This is a genomic window from Amycolatopsis lurida, from assembly GCF_900105055.1.
GTDB classification, from domain to species: domain Bacteria; phylum Actinomycetota; class Actinomycetes; order Mycobacteriales; family Pseudonocardiaceae; genus Amycolatopsis; species Amycolatopsis lurida.
Genome location: NZ_FNTA01000004.1, coordinates 1,933,997 through 1,950,645, shown reverse-complemented (window position 1 = coordinate 1,950,645; position 16,649 = coordinate 1,933,997). Strand labels below are relative to the sequence as shown.

The window sequence follows — 16,649 nt, the reverse complement described above, 5'->3', positions numbered from 1 at the left end:
AGCGTGCCATGATTCGACCTACACTTCGAGCCAGTCCGCCCGCTCACACTGCGCTACCCGCAAGGCAGGAGGAGGTCCGGGAATGGTGTCACGGCCCGCCCCGGCCTCGACGTCGCTCCCCTCGGAGTCGTCGCCCCCGACGAGCGAGGGAGCCCTGCCCGAATCCGGGCGGTTCTGGCGTGAGCTGCTCGAAGACGTCCGTGACGCGGTGCTCGTGCAGGATGTCGGCGGCGCGCTGCGCTGGTCGAATCCCGCCGCTCGCGAGCTGTTCGGCGGCGGACGCCCGGTGCTGACCGCGGAAGGCCCCGACGTCGGGCATGTCGAGCACACCGGCCGCCGGTTCCCCGCGCGGATCCGGACGTTGCCCGGCGGCTGGCACGCGTGGACGGTGACCTCCGCGGTCGCGGCCGACGGCCCGCGCGTGGACGGCTTCCTCGCCGCTTCGGCGCCCCGGCTCGCCTCCGCGCGGGGCCGGCACGGGACGGCGAAGGTGATCGCCGAGGTCGCCGCGGCCGAACTCGCCGACTGCGTCTTCGTGCTGCTGCCGACCACTCGCGGCCGGTGGGAGTGGTGGAGCTGCGATCACCGCACGACTCACGGGCACGGCCGGATCAGGCGCGTCCCCGCCCAGCTGGCGCCGGTGCTCGCCGGCACCTTCGCCTCCACGGACGGACTCGAAGCCAAGACGGTCCCGGAGGAGGAGATCGCGACCCTGCCCGCGATCGTCGCGGAACGGCTCGCCGCCCATTCGTCGGTCACCGTGGTCTCGCTGGGATTCGACGGCGGAGCGGGGGTCACCGGCGCGGTGGTGCTCGGCAGGCGCGGGGCGCCCGCGTTCGGCGAGGACCAGCCGCGAGCGGTGACCGAGTTCGCCCGCGCCGCCGGCACGGCGCTGGCGAACGCGCACCGTTACGCCCGCCAGGAAGAGGCCACTCGCGGCCTGGAGACCACGCTGCGCCCCACGCCGCCCCCGGAGGTCCACGGCGCCAAGTTCGACGTCTGGTACGAGCCGTCGGGTGGCCTGCTCGACGTCGGCGGCGACTTCTACGACGTCCTGCCGCGCGAAGGCGGCGGCGCGATGTTCGTCCTCGGTGACGTCTGCGGCAAGGGTGCCGAGGCGGCCGCGCTCACCGGTCGCGTCCGGCAGAGCCTCGCCGCGCTCGACCTCGTCGAGCACGACAACACGACGTTGCTGAGCCTGCTGAACTCTCTGCTCATCACCGGCGGCAGCGGCCGGTTCGCCACGCTGGTGCTCGGTTCGGTGCTCGCGGGCGAAGACGGTCTCGGCGTCACCTTGGCCTCCGGCGGACATCCGGCGCCGCTGGTGGTGCGCCGCCGCGGCGGGGTCGACGAGATCACCTTGCCCGGCACGCTGGTCGGGATCTCCCCGCAGGCCCGGTTCGCCGAGACGGCCATCCGGCTGGCCGAAGGCGACGTCTGCCTGCTCTACACCGACGGGATCACCGAAGCGCGGCACCACGAGCGGCCGTCGGACCTGTTCGGGGACGAACGGCTGCGCGATCTGCTGGCCGGATGCCGAGGGCTGTCCGGCCGCGAGGTCGTCGCCCGGATCCGCGCCGCGGTGCGGGAATGGCTCGGCAGCGGGACACACGACGACATCGCCGTCCTCGCCATCGAAGCCTCACGACCCGTTCAGTAGCCGCACCACCGCCCGCTCCACGATGTCGCGGGCCTCGTCGGGACTGTCCGCCTTCGCGGCTCGCCGTACCGCGCGTTCGACGGTCCGGTCACGCCGGTACGCCTCGACCACCCGTGGGTCCACATAGGACCGTCGCGCCACGGCGGGCGTGTTGCCGAGCCCTTCGGCGACTTCCGTCATCACGGCCTTCTCGACCCGCTTCAATCCTCGTTCGCTGGAAGGCTTTTCCATGTCCGCGAAGGCCGAAGCGGCCAGGACGGTGGCGTTCCAGGTGCGCAGATCCTTGGCGGTGAAACCGTCGCCGACGATTTCCCGGAGCCGGTCGTTGATGTCGTCGGCCTTCACCTCGTGCCAGCTGTCACCGGCGCGGTAGGCGAGCAAGCGCACGCCGCCGCCCCGCACCCGCCGGAGGGAGCGGACCAGCCGCACCAGTGCCTCGTCCCGCAGCCGGACCTTCCGCTGGATGCCGTGTTTCGCGGGGTAGTCGCACACCAGGCATTCACCGCGGAGCTCGACGTGCTCGCACAGCAACGTCGCCACCCCGTGGGTGCCGTGCTCGTCGGCGTAGCTCTCTCCGCCGGTGCGGAAGACCCCGAGGTCGATCATCCGCAGGGCGCCGGCGAGCACGCGTTCCCGCTTCAGGCCGCGGGAGCCGAGATCCTCCTGGACCGTCTGGCGCAGCTTGGGCAGCTTTCGCGCCAGTGCGAGGACGCGATCGTGTTTCTCCTCGTCCCGGGCCCGTCGCCATTCGGGGTGATAGAGGTACTGCTTCCGCCCGGCGTCGTCGATCCCGACCGCCTGGATGTGCGCGTTCTCGTGCGGAGAGATCCACACCCGCCGCCACGCGGGCGGGATCGCCAGCGCGGTGATCCGCTCGATCGTCTCCCCGTCCTTCAGCGGCTCACCGTCCGGGGTCAGATAGCCGAAGCCACGACCTCTGCGCCGCCTCCGGATACCGGGGGACCCCAGGTCCGCTCGCCGAAGTCGCATGGGGGCTGATACCCGCCGCGGCGGGAGTTCATGCCCATGGTTCGGCGGTCACGGTCCGGGGTAGTCCGAAAGCGACTACGACCTCAGGAGGGAACTCGATGGCGACATCATTGAACGGACGCCGCGTGGCCATCCTCGCCGCGGACGGCGTGGAACAGGTCGAGCTGGTCGAGCCGCGCAAGGCGGTCACCGACGCCGGGGCGACGGCCGAAGTCGTCTCGCTGGAGCCCGGCGAGATCCAGGCCATGAACGGCGACATCGACAAGGCGGACAAGTTCCCCGTGGACCGGGTCGTCAAGGACGTCACGGTCGACGATTTCGACGCGCTCGTGCTGCCCGGCGGGACGATGAATCCGGACAACCTGCGCGCGGACGAGAACGCGGTCCGCTTCGTGCGCGACTTCGTGAACAGCGGCAAACCCGTCGGGGTGATCTGTCACGGGCCGTGGACGCTGGTCGAGGCCGACGTCGTCCGCGGCCGCACGCTCACGTCGTACCCCAGCGTGCGCACCGATATCCGCAACGCCGGGGGAACCGTCGTCGACCAGGAGGTCGTCACCGACGGCAACCTGACGTCGAGCCGCAATCCGGACGACCTGCCCGCGTTCTGCGCCGCGATCGTCGCCGGATTCGCCGGTTAAACGAGTGGCGCACGTCACAGAACTGAGGGATCGTGGGTGGTGGAGAAGGAGGTGCCGCGATGACCGTGCATGCCAGACGTTACGGCCGTTGGTGCCGTGAGCATTTCGACACCGGGCACGAGCCGGAACACCCGAGGCCCGCGGAGACCACGGCCGCCCCGGAGGTCGCCGACGCCCAGGCCGAACAGGCCCAGGCGGGCGACGCCCCGGAACGGGGACCGGGCTCGCTCAACTGAGCGATCGCCGGTACCAGACCCGCTTCGGGCCGGGGAGGCCGATCCGTGAGACCAGGTCGGTCACCACGCCGCCGATGATCAGCCACAGCAACGCGGCGAGACCGTCGTTGAACAGGGTGCGGAGTTTGAGGCCGTCCGGGGTGAACAGGTTCCGCAGTCCGAGCGAGACCGCGCGCGACCACTGGTCGATCAGCTGCGCGAACCCGTTCCCCGGGTTGGCTTCGCCGAACACCAGCAGGATGTGCACGATCAGCACCAGCGCGAAGATCCAGCACACCGCGTGGACGATGGCGTTGACGACACGCACGACGCGGATCCTGGCGGGCGTCTGTTCGACGATCTCTTCCTGCGGCTCTCGCGGGTCGTTGATGTAGGTCATCGCCGTCTCCCATCATCGTCCACAGTGGACATCCTGCTGTGCGGTCGCTCAGCCGGGTGGCCCTGGCCTGCTGCTCTTCGTCGTCGGGGGCCTGGGTTTGGTCTTGGTCGGCTCCGTCGAGGTGGTCGGCCGGCCGCTCGAAGCGGTCGTACCGTCCGGTGTCCGAGTGGCGCCGGTGTTCCCGGTGGCACCCGGGGGCTTCCCGGAGGCTGGAACGGCTTCAGTGACCACGACCGTGCCGTTGCTCGCCTTCGGGCCGCGAGTGGGCACCTCGACGGCCTCCGAGGACTGCGCGGTCTGCTCGGCCTGGCCTGCCACCGGGCCGGACGAGCCGCTCACCGCCGGGGGGAACATCCCCTCCGGCCGGGCGGGCGGGTTCGCCCCGGTCTGGTTGGCCGCCAGCAGGACACCGATGGTGATCGCGGCCGCCGGCGCGCTGATGGCGGCGACCACGGCCGCCCGTTTGCGGGTGGCCGGTGCGAGATGGACGACCTTCGTCCCGGTGGAATCCTCCAGCAGGATCCGCGAGATCGCCGCGGCCGTCGGGCGCTGCGACGGCTTGCGCGCGGTCATCCCGCGCAACAAGGTCGTCATGGTCACCGACAGCCCGCCGGGGATCCGGGGCGGCCGGTGCAGCCGCCCGACCGCGGCCTCGACCGGGGTCCCGGTGTACTCCCGCTCCCCGGACAGGCATTCGAGCAGGACGAGGCCGAGCGAATAGATGTCGGCGGGTGGGCCCACGTTCTCGCCCCGGACCTGTTCGGGCGCCATGTACGCCGCCGTGCCGACGACACCGCCGGTCTCGGTCACCCTGGTCGCGTCGAAGGCGTGCGCCACCCCGAAGTCCCCGATCAACGGGCCGTCTTCGGCGATCAGGATGTTCGCCGGTTTCAGGTCACGGTGGGTGATGCCGTGCGCGTGGACGTGCGCGAGAGCGTCGGTCAGGCGGGCGGCCAGCTCGACGACCTCGTCCTGGGGGAGCGGGCCGGACCGCAGGCGCTGAGCCAGGTTCGGACCTTCGACCAGGCGCATCGTGAGGTAGGAGTAGCCGTCGTCGGAGCCCGCGTCGTACAGCGGGACGAGCCCGGGGTGGCGGACCGCGCTGAGGGTCTGGATCTCCTGCTCTCGGCGGCGCTCGTCCCGGAGCATCGTGTCCGCGTGGAACAGTTTCAGCGCGACCTCGCGCCCTTCGCGCAGGTCCCAGGCGCGGAACACGCGTGCGGTCGCACCGCGGCCGAGCAATTCCCCGACCTCGTACCGGCCGGCGAGCCTGCGCGGCAGATGGTCCGGGTCGTGGACGTTCAGGCTGAACCGGCGCTGCGTGGTCCCGGGGTCTTCCTCATCACCGCCAGCACGCGAACCCGCGTCGTCCATCGGTGCTACCTCCGTCTCACCGGCCGAACGCCGTATACCCGGTCCGGCCCCGGGCGAAACAAGTTTGCGAGCGTACCGGAGATGATCTGGGGGTTCACCCCGAACGGCGGGCAACCCGGGCGGGGGCCGGACGTCTCGTGGTCATGAAGCCGAACCGGTGGGCCGCGCTCGCCGCCACCGCACTGACCGCCCTGGCCGTCATCACCGCGCCCGCCGTCGCCGATGCGCTGGTACCCCAAGGTTTCGCCCCCGCGTCGACGAGCTGGACCGGGCCGCTGCGTGGCTTCGTCCTCGGCTTTTCCCCGTGCGGGAAACCGGGATGGTGCGCGTCCCTGCTGTCGACCACCGATGGCGGGAAGCGGTGGCGCCGCGTCGGCGAACCGCCGATCTCGTTGCCGGACAACCACAATCAGGTGAAACTCACGGTGATCGACGAGCGCGCCGCGTTCCTCTCCGACGGCACCCGGCTGCTCGCCAGCCACGACGGTGGCGGCAAGTGGTCCGAGGTCCGCCTCGCCGGGGTGCGGGAACCCTTCTATATCTCGAAGATCGCCGAATCGGGGCCGCGGGTGTTCGCGATGGTCACCGGATTCGGCACCCCGTCGACGACGACGCTGTACGCCGGGATCTCCGGCACGCGGCTCCTCCTGCCGGTCCCGGGATTCACCGTCACCGGCTCCTCGACCTACGGCGACATCGCGACCAGTGGCGGGATCCAGGTCTCGATGGGGGCGGACCACCGCGTCCAGAAGTACTGGACGTCGTCGGACGGCCTGACCTTCGCGACCGCGCCACCGCCTTGCCCGGCGGACAGTTCGGCTTCGCTGAGCGGAGTCCGGCGCGGGCAGGTCCTGGCGCTGTGCAGCGGAGGGCCGGGGACGCCGCAACCGGGGGCGACCGTCCGGCGGCTGTGGCGCGCGCCGAAGCTCGGCGGGCACTTCACCGGGTCGGCGCAGGCGCCGACCCTCGGGATCGACCAGAGCTTCAGCGCGGCCTCGCCCGCGGCGGCGACCGTCGCGGCGGAAGGCGGCGGCACCGGCTTCCTGCACAGCACGGCCGACGGCGGAACGACCTGGACGACGACCGTGCTCAGCGGCCGCGGTGTCTGCCTCAACGACCTGGACTTCCCGGACGAGCGCGTCGGGGTGGTCGTGGACGGCCTGCCCGACGCCGAAGGCGGGTCGGCCGTGTACCGCACCACCGATGGCGGAGCCACCTGGCGCGAACTCGTCTTGGGGTGATCGTCGCAGGTAGCCAAGGCCCTTGGGGAGGTTCACTTGGATGCACGCCATGTCGTAATCTGTGTACGGTCCGTCGATGTCGAGGGAGCCGTGGGCGCGTTCGCGCGGCCCGTGCGCGGCTGAAGGGTGGAACGTGTCCATGACTTCGGACGAGGTCCGGTCTGTGCCGAGGCGCCCGCTTCCCCTCGACTACAGCAAGCCCAACCTCGCCCGGATGAAGGACGTCCTTCTCGGCGGACACGATTATTACGAGGTCGACCGGCGGGCGGTCGAGGACCTGCTCGCCGTGGCCCCCGACGCCGCGGCCATCGCCAAGGAGTTCCGCTCCTGGGCGAACCGGGTGGTCCGGTTCCTCGCCGGAGCCCGCGGTATCGACCAGTTCCTCGACCTGGGGTCCGGCCTGCCCACCTCGGAGAACACGCATCAGGCGGCGCAGCGGTACAACCCGGACGCGCTGGTCGTGTACGTCGATCACGACCCGGTCGTCCAGGCGCACGGGCTGGCGTTGCTGGAGGACCTCCTCGTCCACGTGAGCGGCGCCGATCTGACCGACCCGGAGCAGACCCTCGCCGATCCGGTCGTCGCCGAGCACATCGAGTTCGACCGCCCGGTCGCGGTCATCCTGAACTCGGTGCTGCACCACATCGAAGACCTCGGTGAGGCGCAGGCCGTCGTCCGCGGCTACGTCGACGCGATCGCCCCCGGCTCCTACGTGCTGATCACCCACGACTTCACGCCGGGCGAGGGCGAACGCGGCGCGCTCGCCAGGAAGCTCGACGACCTCATGGCGAGCACCGGGCACCGCACCGTGCACCGCGGCCGCGGCGAGATCGAGTCGCTGTTCGACGGGCTGGAGATCCTCGAGCCCGGCGTCGTCCACCTGCACGAATGGTGGCCGGAAGGGCCGCGCCTCGCCCCGCTGACCGAGCTGAACCACCTGAGCCTCGGCGGTGTGGGGATCAAGCCTTAGGGCGTCGTCGGGCCTCGGCGGCGCCTGGGTCGCGAAAGTGGCTTTCGAGACATCAGATGTGGCGAAAGTGGCTCTCGAGACGTGCGTGAAGGGCCGTTCCCCCGTGCAACGGTCGGCGCAGGCTCGCCACTTCCAGCTGTGTTGCGAAAGCCACTTTCGCAACCTTCAATGTTGCGAAAGCCACTTTCGCAACCTTCAATGTTGCGAAAGCCACTTTCGCAACCTTCAATGTTGCGAAAGTGGCTTTCGCAACTCGTGTGACAGCGGGCCCGATACAAAAGCGCGTCAAGCCCTCAGCGACCCGAAGAGCGCCTTCAGCTCGTCGTGAGCGGTCCCGAAGTCTTCGGTGTTGCCGGTGAAGGCCAGTTCCAGCGTCTCGCCGCCGGACAGTTCCAGCCTCAGGTACGCGGTGAGCTTCCGGCGGGGGAAACCGCCCGCGACGACGTCCGCGAACGGGATCCGCCGGGCGCCCGGTTCGGCGCGCAGATCGTCGAGGCCGCGCTCGCGCAGCTTCCGGATCCGCTTGCGGTCCGACACGCCGCGCGCCCCGATCAGGCCGGCGAGGCCGCGGCGGATCAGCACCGAACGCGCCATCGGCAGCAGCACCACTTCCGTGTCGCAGACGATCAGGTCGTAGAGCTTCCGCTTGGCCTTGAGCGCGGTGAACATCCCGAGCATCCTGGCCTCGGCGGGATCCGGCTCGGGCTGCGGTTCCTGCTTGCAGAAATACCCGGCAGGCACGCTCAGCAGTTGCAGATTGCGGACCAGTTCGTCGACCGCGCGCGGGCTCCGTACCGCCGGGCCGACCAGTTCGGCGACGTCGAACGGCTCGCCGTCGCCGAGGCACAGTTCCCAGCCGCCGCCCCAGTTCAGCCGGTGCGCGGCGACGCCGTTGTCGATCATCGCGGCGGTGACGGTGTCGGCGAACAGCTCGGTGAGCAGTGCGAGACCCTCCTCGCGGGACGGCGCCCGAAGGGGTTTGGCGAGCGCGTCGGCGTCTCCGTCACGCAGGACCCGGACGACCTCGCCGATCGTGCCGCGCGGCGCCAGCCTGCTCTCGATCCCGGCCGAGGTCAGCATTTTCGCGCCCTCGGCCACCGACGCCCGGCCCGCGCGTTTGACGACCTCGTCCCAGTCCGCGCGCGGCCCGACGTCGCGGACCAGCACCTCCAGCTCCGCTTCGGGCACGTCGATCTTCGGCGCGCCCAGGAGCGACCAGCCCGGCCGCGCGTCCGGCTTCACCGGGTTGTCCGGCACACCCGCCAGCGCGGCGATCCGCCGCTTCGTGGGTGGATGGCTGTCGTACTTCGACAGCTCTTCGCCGTCGATGATGTCGTCGGCGTACTCGGCCACCCAGTCGCGCTGGACGGGGTGGTTGAGGTACGACCGGAACCCCAGCAGGACGGCGGGAGTGCGCCGCGCCGCCGCGCCGAGCGAGAGATAGCGCTCGGAGTAGTCCTTCCACAGCGGGCTCAGCGTCGCGACCTTCCGTAGCGCCGCGGCCGCCGTCCGGCTGCCCGCCGCGAGCACGGACGCCTCGTCGGCCTGCAGTTCCTGCCGCCGGTTCGCCGACCGCGCGACCAGGAGGTACAGCTTCGAGTACGCGGAGAGCAAGGCCCTGGCGGGGCCGCCGTCCAGCCGGTCGACGGTGAAGGCGAGCGTCTCGGTGCCGCGGTAGGTCAGCGCGAGCAGGCGGGTGTGGCCGCCGCTGTAGTGGCCGAGTTCGTGCGCGAGCACCGCGCGCAGCTCGCTCACGCTCAGCGCGGCCAGCAGCGGCAGCCCGATCAGCATCGTGCGGCGGCCCGGCCGCAGACCGAGGAACCGGGCGTCCTCGCTGACCGCGGCGTTGATCTCCCCGATCAGCACGATCTCGTCCGGCGGTCGCGTCTTCACCTGGGCGGCGAGGTCGTCGATCATCGCCCACAGCGCGGGATGCGCTTCGCGGTCCAGCCGCGGCCCCTCGAACGGGGGACGCCGCGCCCGCAGCGCGCTCACCAGCCCGAAGCCGAGCGCGATCATGATCGCGAGTCCGCCGAGCATGACGTAGGTGCCGATCTTGCCCTGGATCCGCAGGCCCGCCAGCACACTGGCGACACCCACCGCGACGACCACCACTGGGAACGCCACGAGCAGAAGTGTCGCGAGGACGGCGCGTCCTCGGGCCTGCATCGTCCGGTTACCTCTTTTCGCACAAGTGCCGTCTGTGCGGCCGAATAGTAACCGGCTACGCAGCGGGCTCGTGCCGAAACAAAGCGCTACGCCCGCTACCTGCGACAGTCCGAAGCCTCGTGAGTGGTTAGGACGGTTCTAACCGTCCTAACCACTCACGAGGCCTAGTGACTAGGCGACGTTGAAGGTGTCGGGATCCGGCCCGGTCCGCTCACCGCGGTCCAGCACGGACAGCGACGCGATGTCCTCCTCCGACAGCGTGAACCCGAAGACGTCGAGATTTTCCTTGATCCGCGAAGGGGTCACGGACTTCGGGATGACGACGTTGCCCAGCTGCAGGTGCCACCGCAGGACGATCTGCGCCGGCGTGCGGCCGTGCTTCGAGGCCAGCGCGGTGATCGCGCCCTCGCTGAGCAGGTCGCCGCCCTTGGCCAGCGGGCTCCACGCCTCGGTCGCGATGCCGTGTTCCGCGTCGAATTCGCGTACTTCGGCCTGCTGCAGGTACGGGTGTACCTCGACCTGGTTGACCGCCGGTGGCACCGAAGCGGCGTCGAGAAGCCGTTCGAGGTGCGCGGGCTGGAAGTTGGACACGCCGATCGCGCGCACCCGGCCGTCGGCGTAGAGCTTTTCGAACGCCTTCCACGTGTCGCGGTAGAGATCGCGCTCCGGCGTCGGCCAGTGGATGAGGTAGAGGTCCAGCTTCTCGAGGCCCAGCTTGGCCATGCTGGCGTCGAACGCCTTCAGCGTGGCGTCGTAGCCCTGTTCGCTGTTCCACAGTTTGGTGGTGATGAACAGCTCGTCGCGGGGGATCCCGGCTTCGGCGAGCGCCTTGCCGACGCCCGCTTCGTTGCCGTAGACGGCGGCGGTGTCGATGCTGCGGTAGCCCGCGTCCAGCGCGGCCTTGACCGCGGCGGTGGTCTCCTCGTCCGGCACCTGGAAGACGCCGAACCCGAGCTGCGGCATCTCCACCCCGTTGTTGAGCTCGACGGTGGGAATGTCGGTCACTTGCGTTCCTTTCGTGGGTACTTGCGGGTCAGGCGGCGGGGGCCAGTTCGGCGCGACGAGCCTTTCGCCGCCCGTGGTCGAGCATGCCCGAAATGACCGCTACCAGCAGTCCGGCGAGCGCGAGCGCGGCGCCGATCCAGTTGGGCGCGGTGTAGCCGAGGCCGGCGTCGATGGCCTTCCCGCCGAGCCACGCGCCCCCGGCGTTGCCGAGGTTGAACGCGGCGATGTTGGCCGCCGAAGCCAGCGCGGGCGCGCCTTCGGCCTTGTTCATGACGCGGGCCTGCAACGGCGCGACGGTCGCGAAACCGGCGGCGCCGAAGACCGCGATGGTGATCGCGGCGGGGAGCTGGGCGTGCGCGGTGAAGACGAACACGACCAGGACGGCCGCGAGCACGGCGAGGATGACGTACAGGCTGGGCATCAGCGACCGGTCGGCCGCCTTGCCGCCGAGCAGGTTGCCGACGAACAGGCCGCCGCCGAACAGCACCAGCAGCCAGGTCACCGCGCCGGGGGAGAAGCCGGCGACCTCGGTCATCATCGGGGCGATGTAGGTGAAGGACGCGAACACGCCGGCGAAACCGAGCGCGGTCATCGCCAGCGCGAGCCACACCTGGGGACGCCGGAACACGGCGAGTTCACTGCGCAGTCCGGCGCTCTTCGTCGTCGCCTGCGCGGGCACCAGCGCGAGGATCCCGATCAGGCCGAGCACGCCGAGCGCGCTGACCGCCCAGAACGTCGAACGCCAGCCCAGTGCCTGCCCGAGCGCGGTCCCGGCGGGGACGCCGAGAACGTTGGCGACGGTCAGCCCGGTGAACATCATCGCGATGGCGCCCGCCTGCTTGGTCGGCGCGACCAGCGAAGCGGCGACGACCGCGCCGACGCCGAAGAACGCGCCGTGCGAGAGCGCGGCGACCACGCGGCCGGTCATCAGCAGGCCGTAGGTGGGGGCCAGCGCGGAAACGACGTTGCCGGCGATGAACAGGACCATCAGGCCGACCAGGACCGTCTTGCGCGGCACCCGCGACGCGAGCGCGGTCAGCAGCGGGGCACCGACCACGACGCCCAGCGCGTATCCGGAGATCAGCAGCCCGGCGGAGGGGATCGAGACGCCGAAGTCGCCCGCGACCTCGGGCAGCAGGCCCATGATCACGAACTCGGTGGTGCCGATACCGAAGGCACTGATCGCCAGTGCGAGCAGAGCGGCAGGCATTGAAGGCTCACTTCTTCCCGTAGAGTGGTGTTGTCTGGCGTTGACAACTACGGGCGTCCGAAATAGTTGCACGCGCCGTATATTGCACACGCTTGATGATGCATGACGCAACGAAGCTCGGGCAACCGGGGAAGAGGTGAACCGTGTCACTGGCCGACGACGCCGTGGAGGCACGCGCGCAGGGCTGGCGGACCCTGGCCGCACTGCACGCGCGGATCGAGGACGCGCTGGAGCGCGCGCTGGCACAGGAGCACTCGCTGTCCGTCAGCGAGTACACCGTGCTGGACGTGCTCGCCCGTCAGGACGGTTTCCACCTGCGGATGAACCAGTTGTCGAACGCCGTCGTGCTCAGCCAGTCGGCGACGACCCGGCTGGTGTCGCGGCTGGAAGACCGGGGACTGCTGCAGCGGTACCTGTGCCCGGACGACCGGCGGGGGATCTACACGGAGGTCACGCCTGCGGGGCAGGAACTGCTCGCGGCCGCGCGGCCGACGCACGACACCGTCCTCACCGAGGCGCTCGCCGCCGCCGAAGAACTCCCCGAACTCGCGCCTTTGGTCGCCGCGCTCGGAAAGCTCACCTTCGCCCGCTCCTGACCATCGCAAGTAGGTGACTACTCGCGAGGCGGGCTGGCAAGGTGAGGGCGTGGACGATCTTCTGTTGCGCCGGGTCCGGGTCGGCTTGGCGGGTTCCCTATCGGACGTGCGGATCGAGGGCGGCCGGATCGCGGCCATCGCGGGGCCGGGGCAGGCGGGTGAGGCGTCGGAGATCCTGGACGGGCACGGCGGCACCCTGCTGCCCGGCCTGATCGACGCGCACGTGCACACCGCCCAGTGGTCGGCGGCGCGCCGCCGCATTCCGTTGGGGGAGGCGACGTCCGCCGCGCACACGGTCGAACTGGTGCTGGCACACCTGCTGGTGCATCCCGTGCCGCCCGGTGAACTCGTGCTCGGCGCCGGGTTCCGCGACGGACTCTGGCCCGACGCCCCGCACAAGGATCTGCTGCAGAAGGCTTTGCCAGGGCATCCGGTCGCGCTGTTCAGCGCCGACCTCCACACGTTGTGGCTCAGCCCGGCCGCGCTGAAACTCATCGGCCGCGAGCATCCGACCGGGGTGCTCCTGGAGAACGACTGCATGAGCGCGACGGCCGAACTCCCGATCGCTCCCGAGGACGTCGTCGACGGCTGGGTGGCCGACGCCCTCGACGCGGCGGCCGCCCGCGGCGTCACCAGGATCGTCGACTACGAATACGCCGACACGGTCACCGACTGGCGGCGACGGTTGGCGCGGAAACCCCTGCCGGTCCGGGTTTCCTGCGTGATCGCGAAGTACCTGCTCGACACGGCCATCGAACGCGGCCACCGGTCCGGAGACGTGCTGGAGGGCAGCGGCGGGCTGCTCACGGTCGGCCCGTTCAAGCTGTTCGTCGACGGTTCGCTGAACACGCGCACCGCCTACTGCGTGGGTCACTATGCCGGAACCGACTCCCACGGGCTGCTCGAACTGCCGCCCGAGGAGCTGGAACCGTTGATGCGCAAGGCGTCCGAGCATGGCCTCACGCCCGCGGTGCACGCGATCGGCGACCACGCCAACAAGATCGCGCTCGACGCCTTCGCGAAGGTCGGCTGCGCCGGCCGCATCGAGCACGCACAGCTGCTGTGCGCCGAGGACGTCGAGCGGTTCGCCGAGCTGGGGGTCGTGGCGAGCGTGCAGCCCGCCCATCAGCCGGACGACCGCGACGTCGCCGACCGGCACTGGCACGGCTGGACCGATCGGGCTTTCCCGTACGGCGCCTTGCACCGCTCCGGGGTGACGCTGGAGTTCGGCTCGGACGCGCCGGTCGCGCCGCTGGACCCGTGGGACGCGATCGCGTCGGCGGTCAGCCGCACCGACGACGAGCGTCCGCCGTGGCATCCCGAGCAGGCCATGCCGCTGGAGGCCGCGCTCGCGGCGTCGTCCGGTGGCCGGACCGGGGTGGCCGTCGGGGACGTCGCGGATCTGGTCGTCACCGCGGTGGATCCGGCGCGGCTGTCCCCGGCCGGGCTGCGCGACATCCCCGTCACCGCCACGATCATGGACGGCCGGGTCACCTACGCGTCTTGAGCCTTTCCTTGCCCGGGCGCAACGCCTTAATGGAAGGGCATGGATCACCGTCTGCTCGACCGGCTCCGGGACCTTCACGGCTCCCTGAGCACCGACATCAGCTTCGTCACCCGAATGGTCGAAGACGACGTGCCGCGCGCCGACGTCCTCCGTGATCTCGGGGAACGGCTCACCGACCTGGGTGCGGCCCTGCTGCGTCGCTCGGACGACGTCAACGCCGACGTGCTCGCGAAGCTGCCCGGCAACGGCTGGCTGCCCGAAGCGGGCGCGCACCACCGGGCGCTGGCCGTGGCCCACCACGTCGGCGAACGGCCGCTGCGCTGCGGGCGGATCTACCTCGCCGTCTGCGGTGCGCCGTGCTTTCCCTTCTACGGCAGGGACCTCTCCGGGCGGACCGCGCGGCACGAGCGGTGCCCGACCTGCCGGGGCCGCCTGTTCCGGTGACGGCGGCTGCGCGCGGCGGCGGGCTGCGGCAGGGTGAGGTGACATGAGCACCGAGAAGCTGTTCCGGATCGCCATCACCCTGAAGGGGCTGGACGGCGCTTTGCAGCTGCTGGGCGGGCTCGTCCTGCTGATCGTGCCGGCGTCGCTCATCTCCGGTTTCGCGCACGCCGTCGTCACGCGTGACCTGCTCGGTGACCCCGAAGGAACGCTGGCCCGGCACCTCGAACTCGCTGCTGGGCACTTCGCCGAGGGCCGGACGTTCGCCGTCGTGTACCTCGTCGCGCACGGGATCATCAAACTCGGCCTGGTCTGGGCGCTGGCGAAGAAGGTGATGCGGGCGTACCCCGTCGCCGCCGTGGTGCTTTCGGCGTTCGTGGTCTACGAGATCTTCCGCGCGATCCACACGCACTCTCTCGCGCTTCCGTTCTTCGCCGCCCTCGACGTGGTGATCGTCGTGCTGGTGCTGCGTGAATACCGTCAGTTGAAGAGGGATCGCGTCGCGGCCTGACCGCCCGGTTCAGGCCGCGACGCGAAACTTTTCCGTGGTGACCTCCGCGCCGGGCGGATCCACCACGAGCGCGGTGGCGTTGTCGGAGCCACCGAGCGAAATCGCCGTCCGCACCAGCTCGGTGGCCGCCCTGTCCGGCATCCCGAGGATGTCGAGCATGGTCGGACCGCTGAGCGTCTTGTGCACACCGTCGCTGGTGAGCAGCAGCCCGCCGGCCGTGACGGTGGCCGTGCCGATCTCGTGCGCACCGGCCGTGCGGACGCTGGTGGTGACGACGTGTTCCATCCGCGGTGTCACGGGTTGTCCGTGGTCGCGGAAGTACTGCGCGAGCGTATGGTCCTTCGTCACCTGCCGCACGGTGTAACCGTCCCAAGCGTACGCCCGTGCGTCCCCGGCCCACGCGATGCCATACCCCTCGCCGGTCCGCACGGCCACGACGAGGACGCAGTCACCGGCCTCGCCGAGGGCGAGCACGGCCCGCTGAGCAGCGAGAACGGCCCCGATTGCCCCCTGCTCGACCGGTGTCCTGACCGCCGCCGAAGCCGCCGTCCGCGCCGCGCGTGCCGCGTTCGGGTGATCTCCGACTCCATCGGCCAGCGCGAACACGATCCCCCGGCCGTCCGGGGCCGCGTACGCCGCGACGGCGTCCGCGTTGTGCTCGCGCGGCCCCTGCGCGCTCGCCGTGTGCCAGTGCGGAAGCTCCCTCATGGTCTTCTCCTCACCCCTGGGTGATTCCCTGCTTCCAGGGTGCGCCGTGAACCTGTGGGGCGGCTGAGGGGCGGGTGACAGGCAGCTGTCGGTCCCGTCTCGTGAGTGGTAAGGACGGTTCTAACCGTCCTTACCACTCACGAGGCCGGTCAGCGCAGTCGCGTGATCAGCGTCCGCAGCCAGCTCTCCGCCATCGCCGGTTCCTTACGCAGATGCCGCACCAGCAGGTCCCGGCCCGCCTTCGAGCGCCCCGCCTCGACGATCGCGACCGCCTCGGCCAGCCCCCGCAGCCGCTGTTCCGAATGCTCCGGCGCTCGGCCGTTCTCGTCCGACCAGCGTGGCCGCGGGAAGGAAGCGGTGAGTTTCTCCTGCACGTCGCCGAAGTAGTGCCAGACCGGCCAAGCGAGCGAGATGTTCCGGACGCCGTTCGCGGGCAGTTCGGCGGGCCAGTCGAGCTGCTGCTGCCAGCGGAACGCCGACGGGCTCGTGTCCTCGCGGATGGTGATCCCGAGGAACCGGAGCCGCCCGCGGATGATGCTCCAGGCCTCGCGCTCGTCGTCGACCCAGGCCCGCAACAGTCCGTAGAGGCCGGTGAACGTCTGTCCTGTGTAGACGAGGTCGACGAACACCTTCGGCCGTCCGCGCGCCAGGTCGTGCGGGCCGAGGCCCGCCGAGGCGAGATACCCGCGAAGAGTGTCCACATCGGACTCGGTCAGGCCGTCCCAGGTGCCCGCGAACGACAGCGGCAACTGGTGGATCCTTTCCCGCCAAGGGGTTCCGCTCAGCAGGTCGTGCACGCTGTCCGCGGAACGCCCGACGAAGTACAGCTCCGCGTCACCGGCGCGGGCGATCACCTTCGCGGCGCATTCGATCAGTTCGTCCAGAAACCACAGCGACGGTTTTCCGGCGCGCTCCAGTAGCGTCCCGAGCTGGTCGGGGCGCACGAGATCCCAGCGGTACGGCCGATGCACGCCGTCCAGGGTTCCCGCGCGCCCCAACGTTTGTCGACGT

17 protein-coding genes are annotated in these 16,649 nt (G+C 70.6%); 9 read left to right on the top strand and 8 right to left on the bottom strand.

Going from position 1 to position 16,649, the window contains the following annotated elements:
* Positions 1–82: 82 nt before the first annotated feature.
* A complete protein-coding gene (locus tag BLW75_RS14255) occupies positions 83–1,660 on the top strand; it encodes a SpoIIE family protein phosphatase (protein ID WP_034313947.1) in 1,578 nt (525 codons plus the stop codon).
* Here the strand turns inward: BLW75_RS14255 and BLW75_RS14250 are convergent.
* Positions 1,643–2,650, bottom strand: coding sequence for a DNA topoisomerase IB (locus BLW75_RS14250; protein ID WP_034313950.1), 1,008 nt, complete (start codon positions 2,648–2,650; stop codon positions 1,643–1,645). The two genes, BLW75_RS14255 and BLW75_RS14250, sit on opposite strands and share 18 nt — an antisense overlap.
* Before the next feature lie 98 nt (positions 2,651–2,748).
* Here BLW75_RS14250 and BLW75_RS14245 point away from each other — a divergent pair, with 98 nt between their 5' ends.
* Together BLW75_RS14245 and BLW75_RS42800 are read left to right on the top strand one after the other, a co-directional pair.
* Complete coding sequence (locus BLW75_RS14245) at positions 2,749–3,291, top strand: type 1 glutamine amidotransferase domain-containing protein (RefSeq protein ID WP_034313952.1); 543 nt, start codon at positions 2,749–2,751, stop codon at positions 3,289–3,291.
* 59 nt (positions 3,292–3,350) lie between these two features.
* Positions 3,351–3,527 carry a hypothetical protein gene (locus BLW75_RS42800; RefSeq protein WP_167373496.1) on the top strand — a complete coding sequence of 59 codons (177 nt, stop codon included), beginning with the start codon at positions 3,351–3,353 and terminating at the stop codon, positions 3,525–3,527.
* Here BLW75_RS42800 and BLW75_RS14240 read toward each other — a convergent pair.
* Together BLW75_RS14240 and BLW75_RS14235 are read right to left on the bottom strand one after the other, a co-directional pair.
* The gene (locus BLW75_RS14240) at positions 3,520–3,906 is read right to left on the bottom strand and encodes a hypothetical protein (protein ID WP_034313953.1); all 387 of its coding nucleotides are present in this window, start codon (positions 3,904–3,906) and stop codon (positions 3,520–3,522) included. The genes BLW75_RS42800 and BLW75_RS14240 overlap by 8 nt on opposite strands.
* A 48-nt stretch (positions 3,907–3,954) precedes the next feature.
* Positions 3,955–5,280 carry a serine/threonine-protein kinase gene (locus BLW75_RS14235; protein WP_034313956.1) on the bottom strand — a complete coding sequence of 442 codons (1,326 nt, stop codon included), beginning with the start codon at positions 5,278–5,280 and terminating at the stop codon, positions 3,955–3,957.
* A gap of 143 nt (positions 5,281–5,423) precedes the next feature.
* Here BLW75_RS14235 and BLW75_RS14230 point away from each other — a divergent pair, with 143 nt between their 5' ends.
* Both BLW75_RS14230 and BLW75_RS14225 read left to right on the top strand, forming a co-directional pair.
* The gene (locus tag BLW75_RS14230; protein ID WP_091599765.1) at positions 5,424–6,521 is read left to right on the top strand and encodes a WD40/YVTN/BNR-like repeat-containing protein; all 1,098 of its coding nucleotides are present in this window, start codon (positions 5,424–5,426) and stop codon (positions 6,519–6,521) included.
* A 139-nt stretch (positions 6,522–6,660) separates the two neighbouring features.
* Positions 6,661–7,491 carry an SAM-dependent methyltransferase gene (locus BLW75_RS14225; protein WP_034313960.1) on the top strand — a complete coding sequence of 277 codons (831 nt, stop codon included), beginning with the start codon at positions 6,661–6,663 and terminating at the stop codon, positions 7,489–7,491.
* Between the two features lie 285 nt (positions 7,492–7,776).
* Here the strand turns inward: BLW75_RS14225 and BLW75_RS14220 are convergent, their stop codons facing one another.
* The 3 genes from BLW75_RS14220 to BLW75_RS14210 form a co-directional block, all read right to left on the bottom strand.
* The gene (locus BLW75_RS14220) at positions 7,777–9,660 is read right to left on the bottom strand and encodes a M48 family metallopeptidase (RefSeq protein WP_034313962.1); all 1,884 of its coding nucleotides are present in this window, start codon (positions 9,658–9,660) and stop codon (positions 7,777–7,779) included.
* 171 nt (positions 9,661–9,831) lie between these two features.
* Positions 9,832–10,665 carry an aldo/keto reductase gene (locus BLW75_RS14215; RefSeq protein ID WP_034313965.1) on the bottom strand — a complete coding sequence of 278 codons (834 nt, stop codon included), beginning with the start codon at positions 10,663–10,665 and terminating at the stop codon, positions 9,832–9,834.
* A gap of 28 nt (positions 10,666–10,693) precedes the next feature.
* On the bottom strand, positions 10,694–11,875 hold the full coding sequence (locus tag BLW75_RS14210) for an MFS transporter (protein WP_034313968.1): 1,182 nt from the start codon (positions 11,873–11,875) through the stop codon (positions 10,694–10,696).
* A 143-nt stretch (positions 11,876–12,018) separates the two neighbouring features.
* On the opposite strand from BLW75_RS14210, the gene BLW75_RS14205 reads away from it, so the two are divergent.
* From BLW75_RS14205 to BLW75_RS14190, 4 genes are read left to right on the top strand one after another with little or no spacing between them, the layout of a single operon-like run.
* Complete coding sequence (locus BLW75_RS14205; protein WP_034313971.1) at positions 12,019–12,471, top strand: MarR family winged helix-turn-helix transcriptional regulator; 453 nt, start codon at positions 12,019–12,021, stop codon at positions 12,469–12,471.
* A gap of 49 nt (positions 12,472–12,520) precedes the next feature.
* Positions 12,521–13,978 carry an amidohydrolase gene (locus BLW75_RS14200; protein ID WP_034313972.1) on the top strand — a complete coding sequence of 486 codons (1,458 nt, stop codon included), beginning with the start codon at positions 12,521–12,523 and terminating at the stop codon, positions 13,976–13,978.
* Between the two features lie 39 nt (positions 13,979–14,017).
* The gene (locus BLW75_RS14195; RefSeq protein ID WP_034313974.1) at positions 14,018–14,422 is read left to right on the top strand and encodes a hypothetical protein; all 405 of its coding nucleotides are present in this window, start codon (positions 14,018–14,020) and stop codon (positions 14,420–14,422) included.
* A 43-nt stretch (positions 14,423–14,465) separates the two neighbouring features.
* Entirely contained in the window at positions 14,466–14,930 is a 465-nt protein-coding gene (locus tag BLW75_RS14190; protein ID WP_034313976.1) for a DUF2127 domain-containing protein, read from the top strand.
* A gap of 9 nt (positions 14,931–14,939) precedes the next feature.
* Here the strand turns inward: BLW75_RS14190 and BLW75_RS14185 are convergent, their stop codons facing one another.
* Both BLW75_RS14185 and BLW75_RS14180 read right to left on the bottom strand, forming a co-directional pair.
* A complete protein-coding gene (locus BLW75_RS14185; protein ID WP_034313979.1) occupies positions 14,940–15,638 on the bottom strand; it encodes a PP2C family protein-serine/threonine phosphatase in 699 nt (232 codons plus the stop codon).
* Between the two features lie 149 nt (positions 15,639–15,787).
* Positions 15,788–16,609, bottom strand: coding sequence for a hypothetical protein (locus BLW75_RS14180; RefSeq protein ID WP_241783680.1), 822 nt, complete (start codon positions 16,607–16,609; stop codon positions 15,788–15,790).
* Between the last annotated feature and the right edge of the window lie 40 nt (positions 16,610–16,649).

Bases quoted from the DNA above. Each gene is read 5' to 3' on its own strand.
- BLW75_RS14255 (WP_034313947.1), top strand. From the start codon at position 83: ATGGTGTCACGGCCCGCCCCGGCCTCGACGTCGCTCCCCTCGGAGTCG.
- BLW75_RS14250 (WP_034313950.1), bottom strand. From the start codon at position 2,650: ATGCGACTTCGGCGAGCGGACCTGGGGTCCCCCGGTATCCGGAGGCGG.
- BLW75_RS14245 (WP_034313952.1), top strand. From the start codon at position 2,749: ATGGCGACATCATTGAACGGACGCCGCGTGGCCATCCTCGCCGCGGAC.
- BLW75_RS42800 (WP_167373496.1), top strand. From the start codon at position 3,351: ATGACCGTGCATGCCAGACGTTACGGCCGTTGGTGCCGTGAGCATTTC.
- BLW75_RS14240 (WP_034313953.1), bottom strand. From the start codon at position 3,906: ATGACCTACATCAACGACCCGCGAGAGCCGCAGGAAGAGATCGTCGAA.
- BLW75_RS14235 (WP_034313956.1), bottom strand. From the start codon at position 5,280: ATGGACGACGCGGGTTCGCGTGCTGGCGGTGATGAGGAAGACCCCGGG.
- BLW75_RS14230 (WP_091599765.1), top strand. From the start codon at position 5,424: ATGAAGCCGAACCGGTGGGCCGCGCTCGCCGCCACCGCACTGACCGCC.
- BLW75_RS14225 (WP_034313960.1), top strand. From the start codon at position 6,661: ATGACTTCGGACGAGGTCCGGTCTGTGCCGAGGCGCCCGCTTCCCCTC.
- BLW75_RS14220 (WP_034313962.1), bottom strand. From the start codon at position 9,660: ATGCAGGCCCGAGGACGCGCCGTCCTCGCGACACTTCTGCTCGTGGCG.
- BLW75_RS14210 (WP_034313968.1), bottom strand. From the start codon at position 11,875: ATGCCTGCCGCTCTGCTCGCACTGGCGATCAGTGCCTTCGGTATCGGC.
- BLW75_RS14195 (WP_034313974.1), top strand. From the start codon at position 14,018: ATGGATCACCGTCTGCTCGACCGGCTCCGGGACCTTCACGGCTCCCTG.
- BLW75_RS14190 (WP_034313976.1), top strand. From the start codon at position 14,466: ATGAGCACCGAGAAGCTGTTCCGGATCGCCATCACCCTGAAGGGGCTG.
- BLW75_RS14185 (WP_034313979.1), bottom strand. From the start codon at position 15,638: ATGAGGGAGCTTCCGCACTGGCACACGGCGAGCGCGCAGGGGCCGCGC.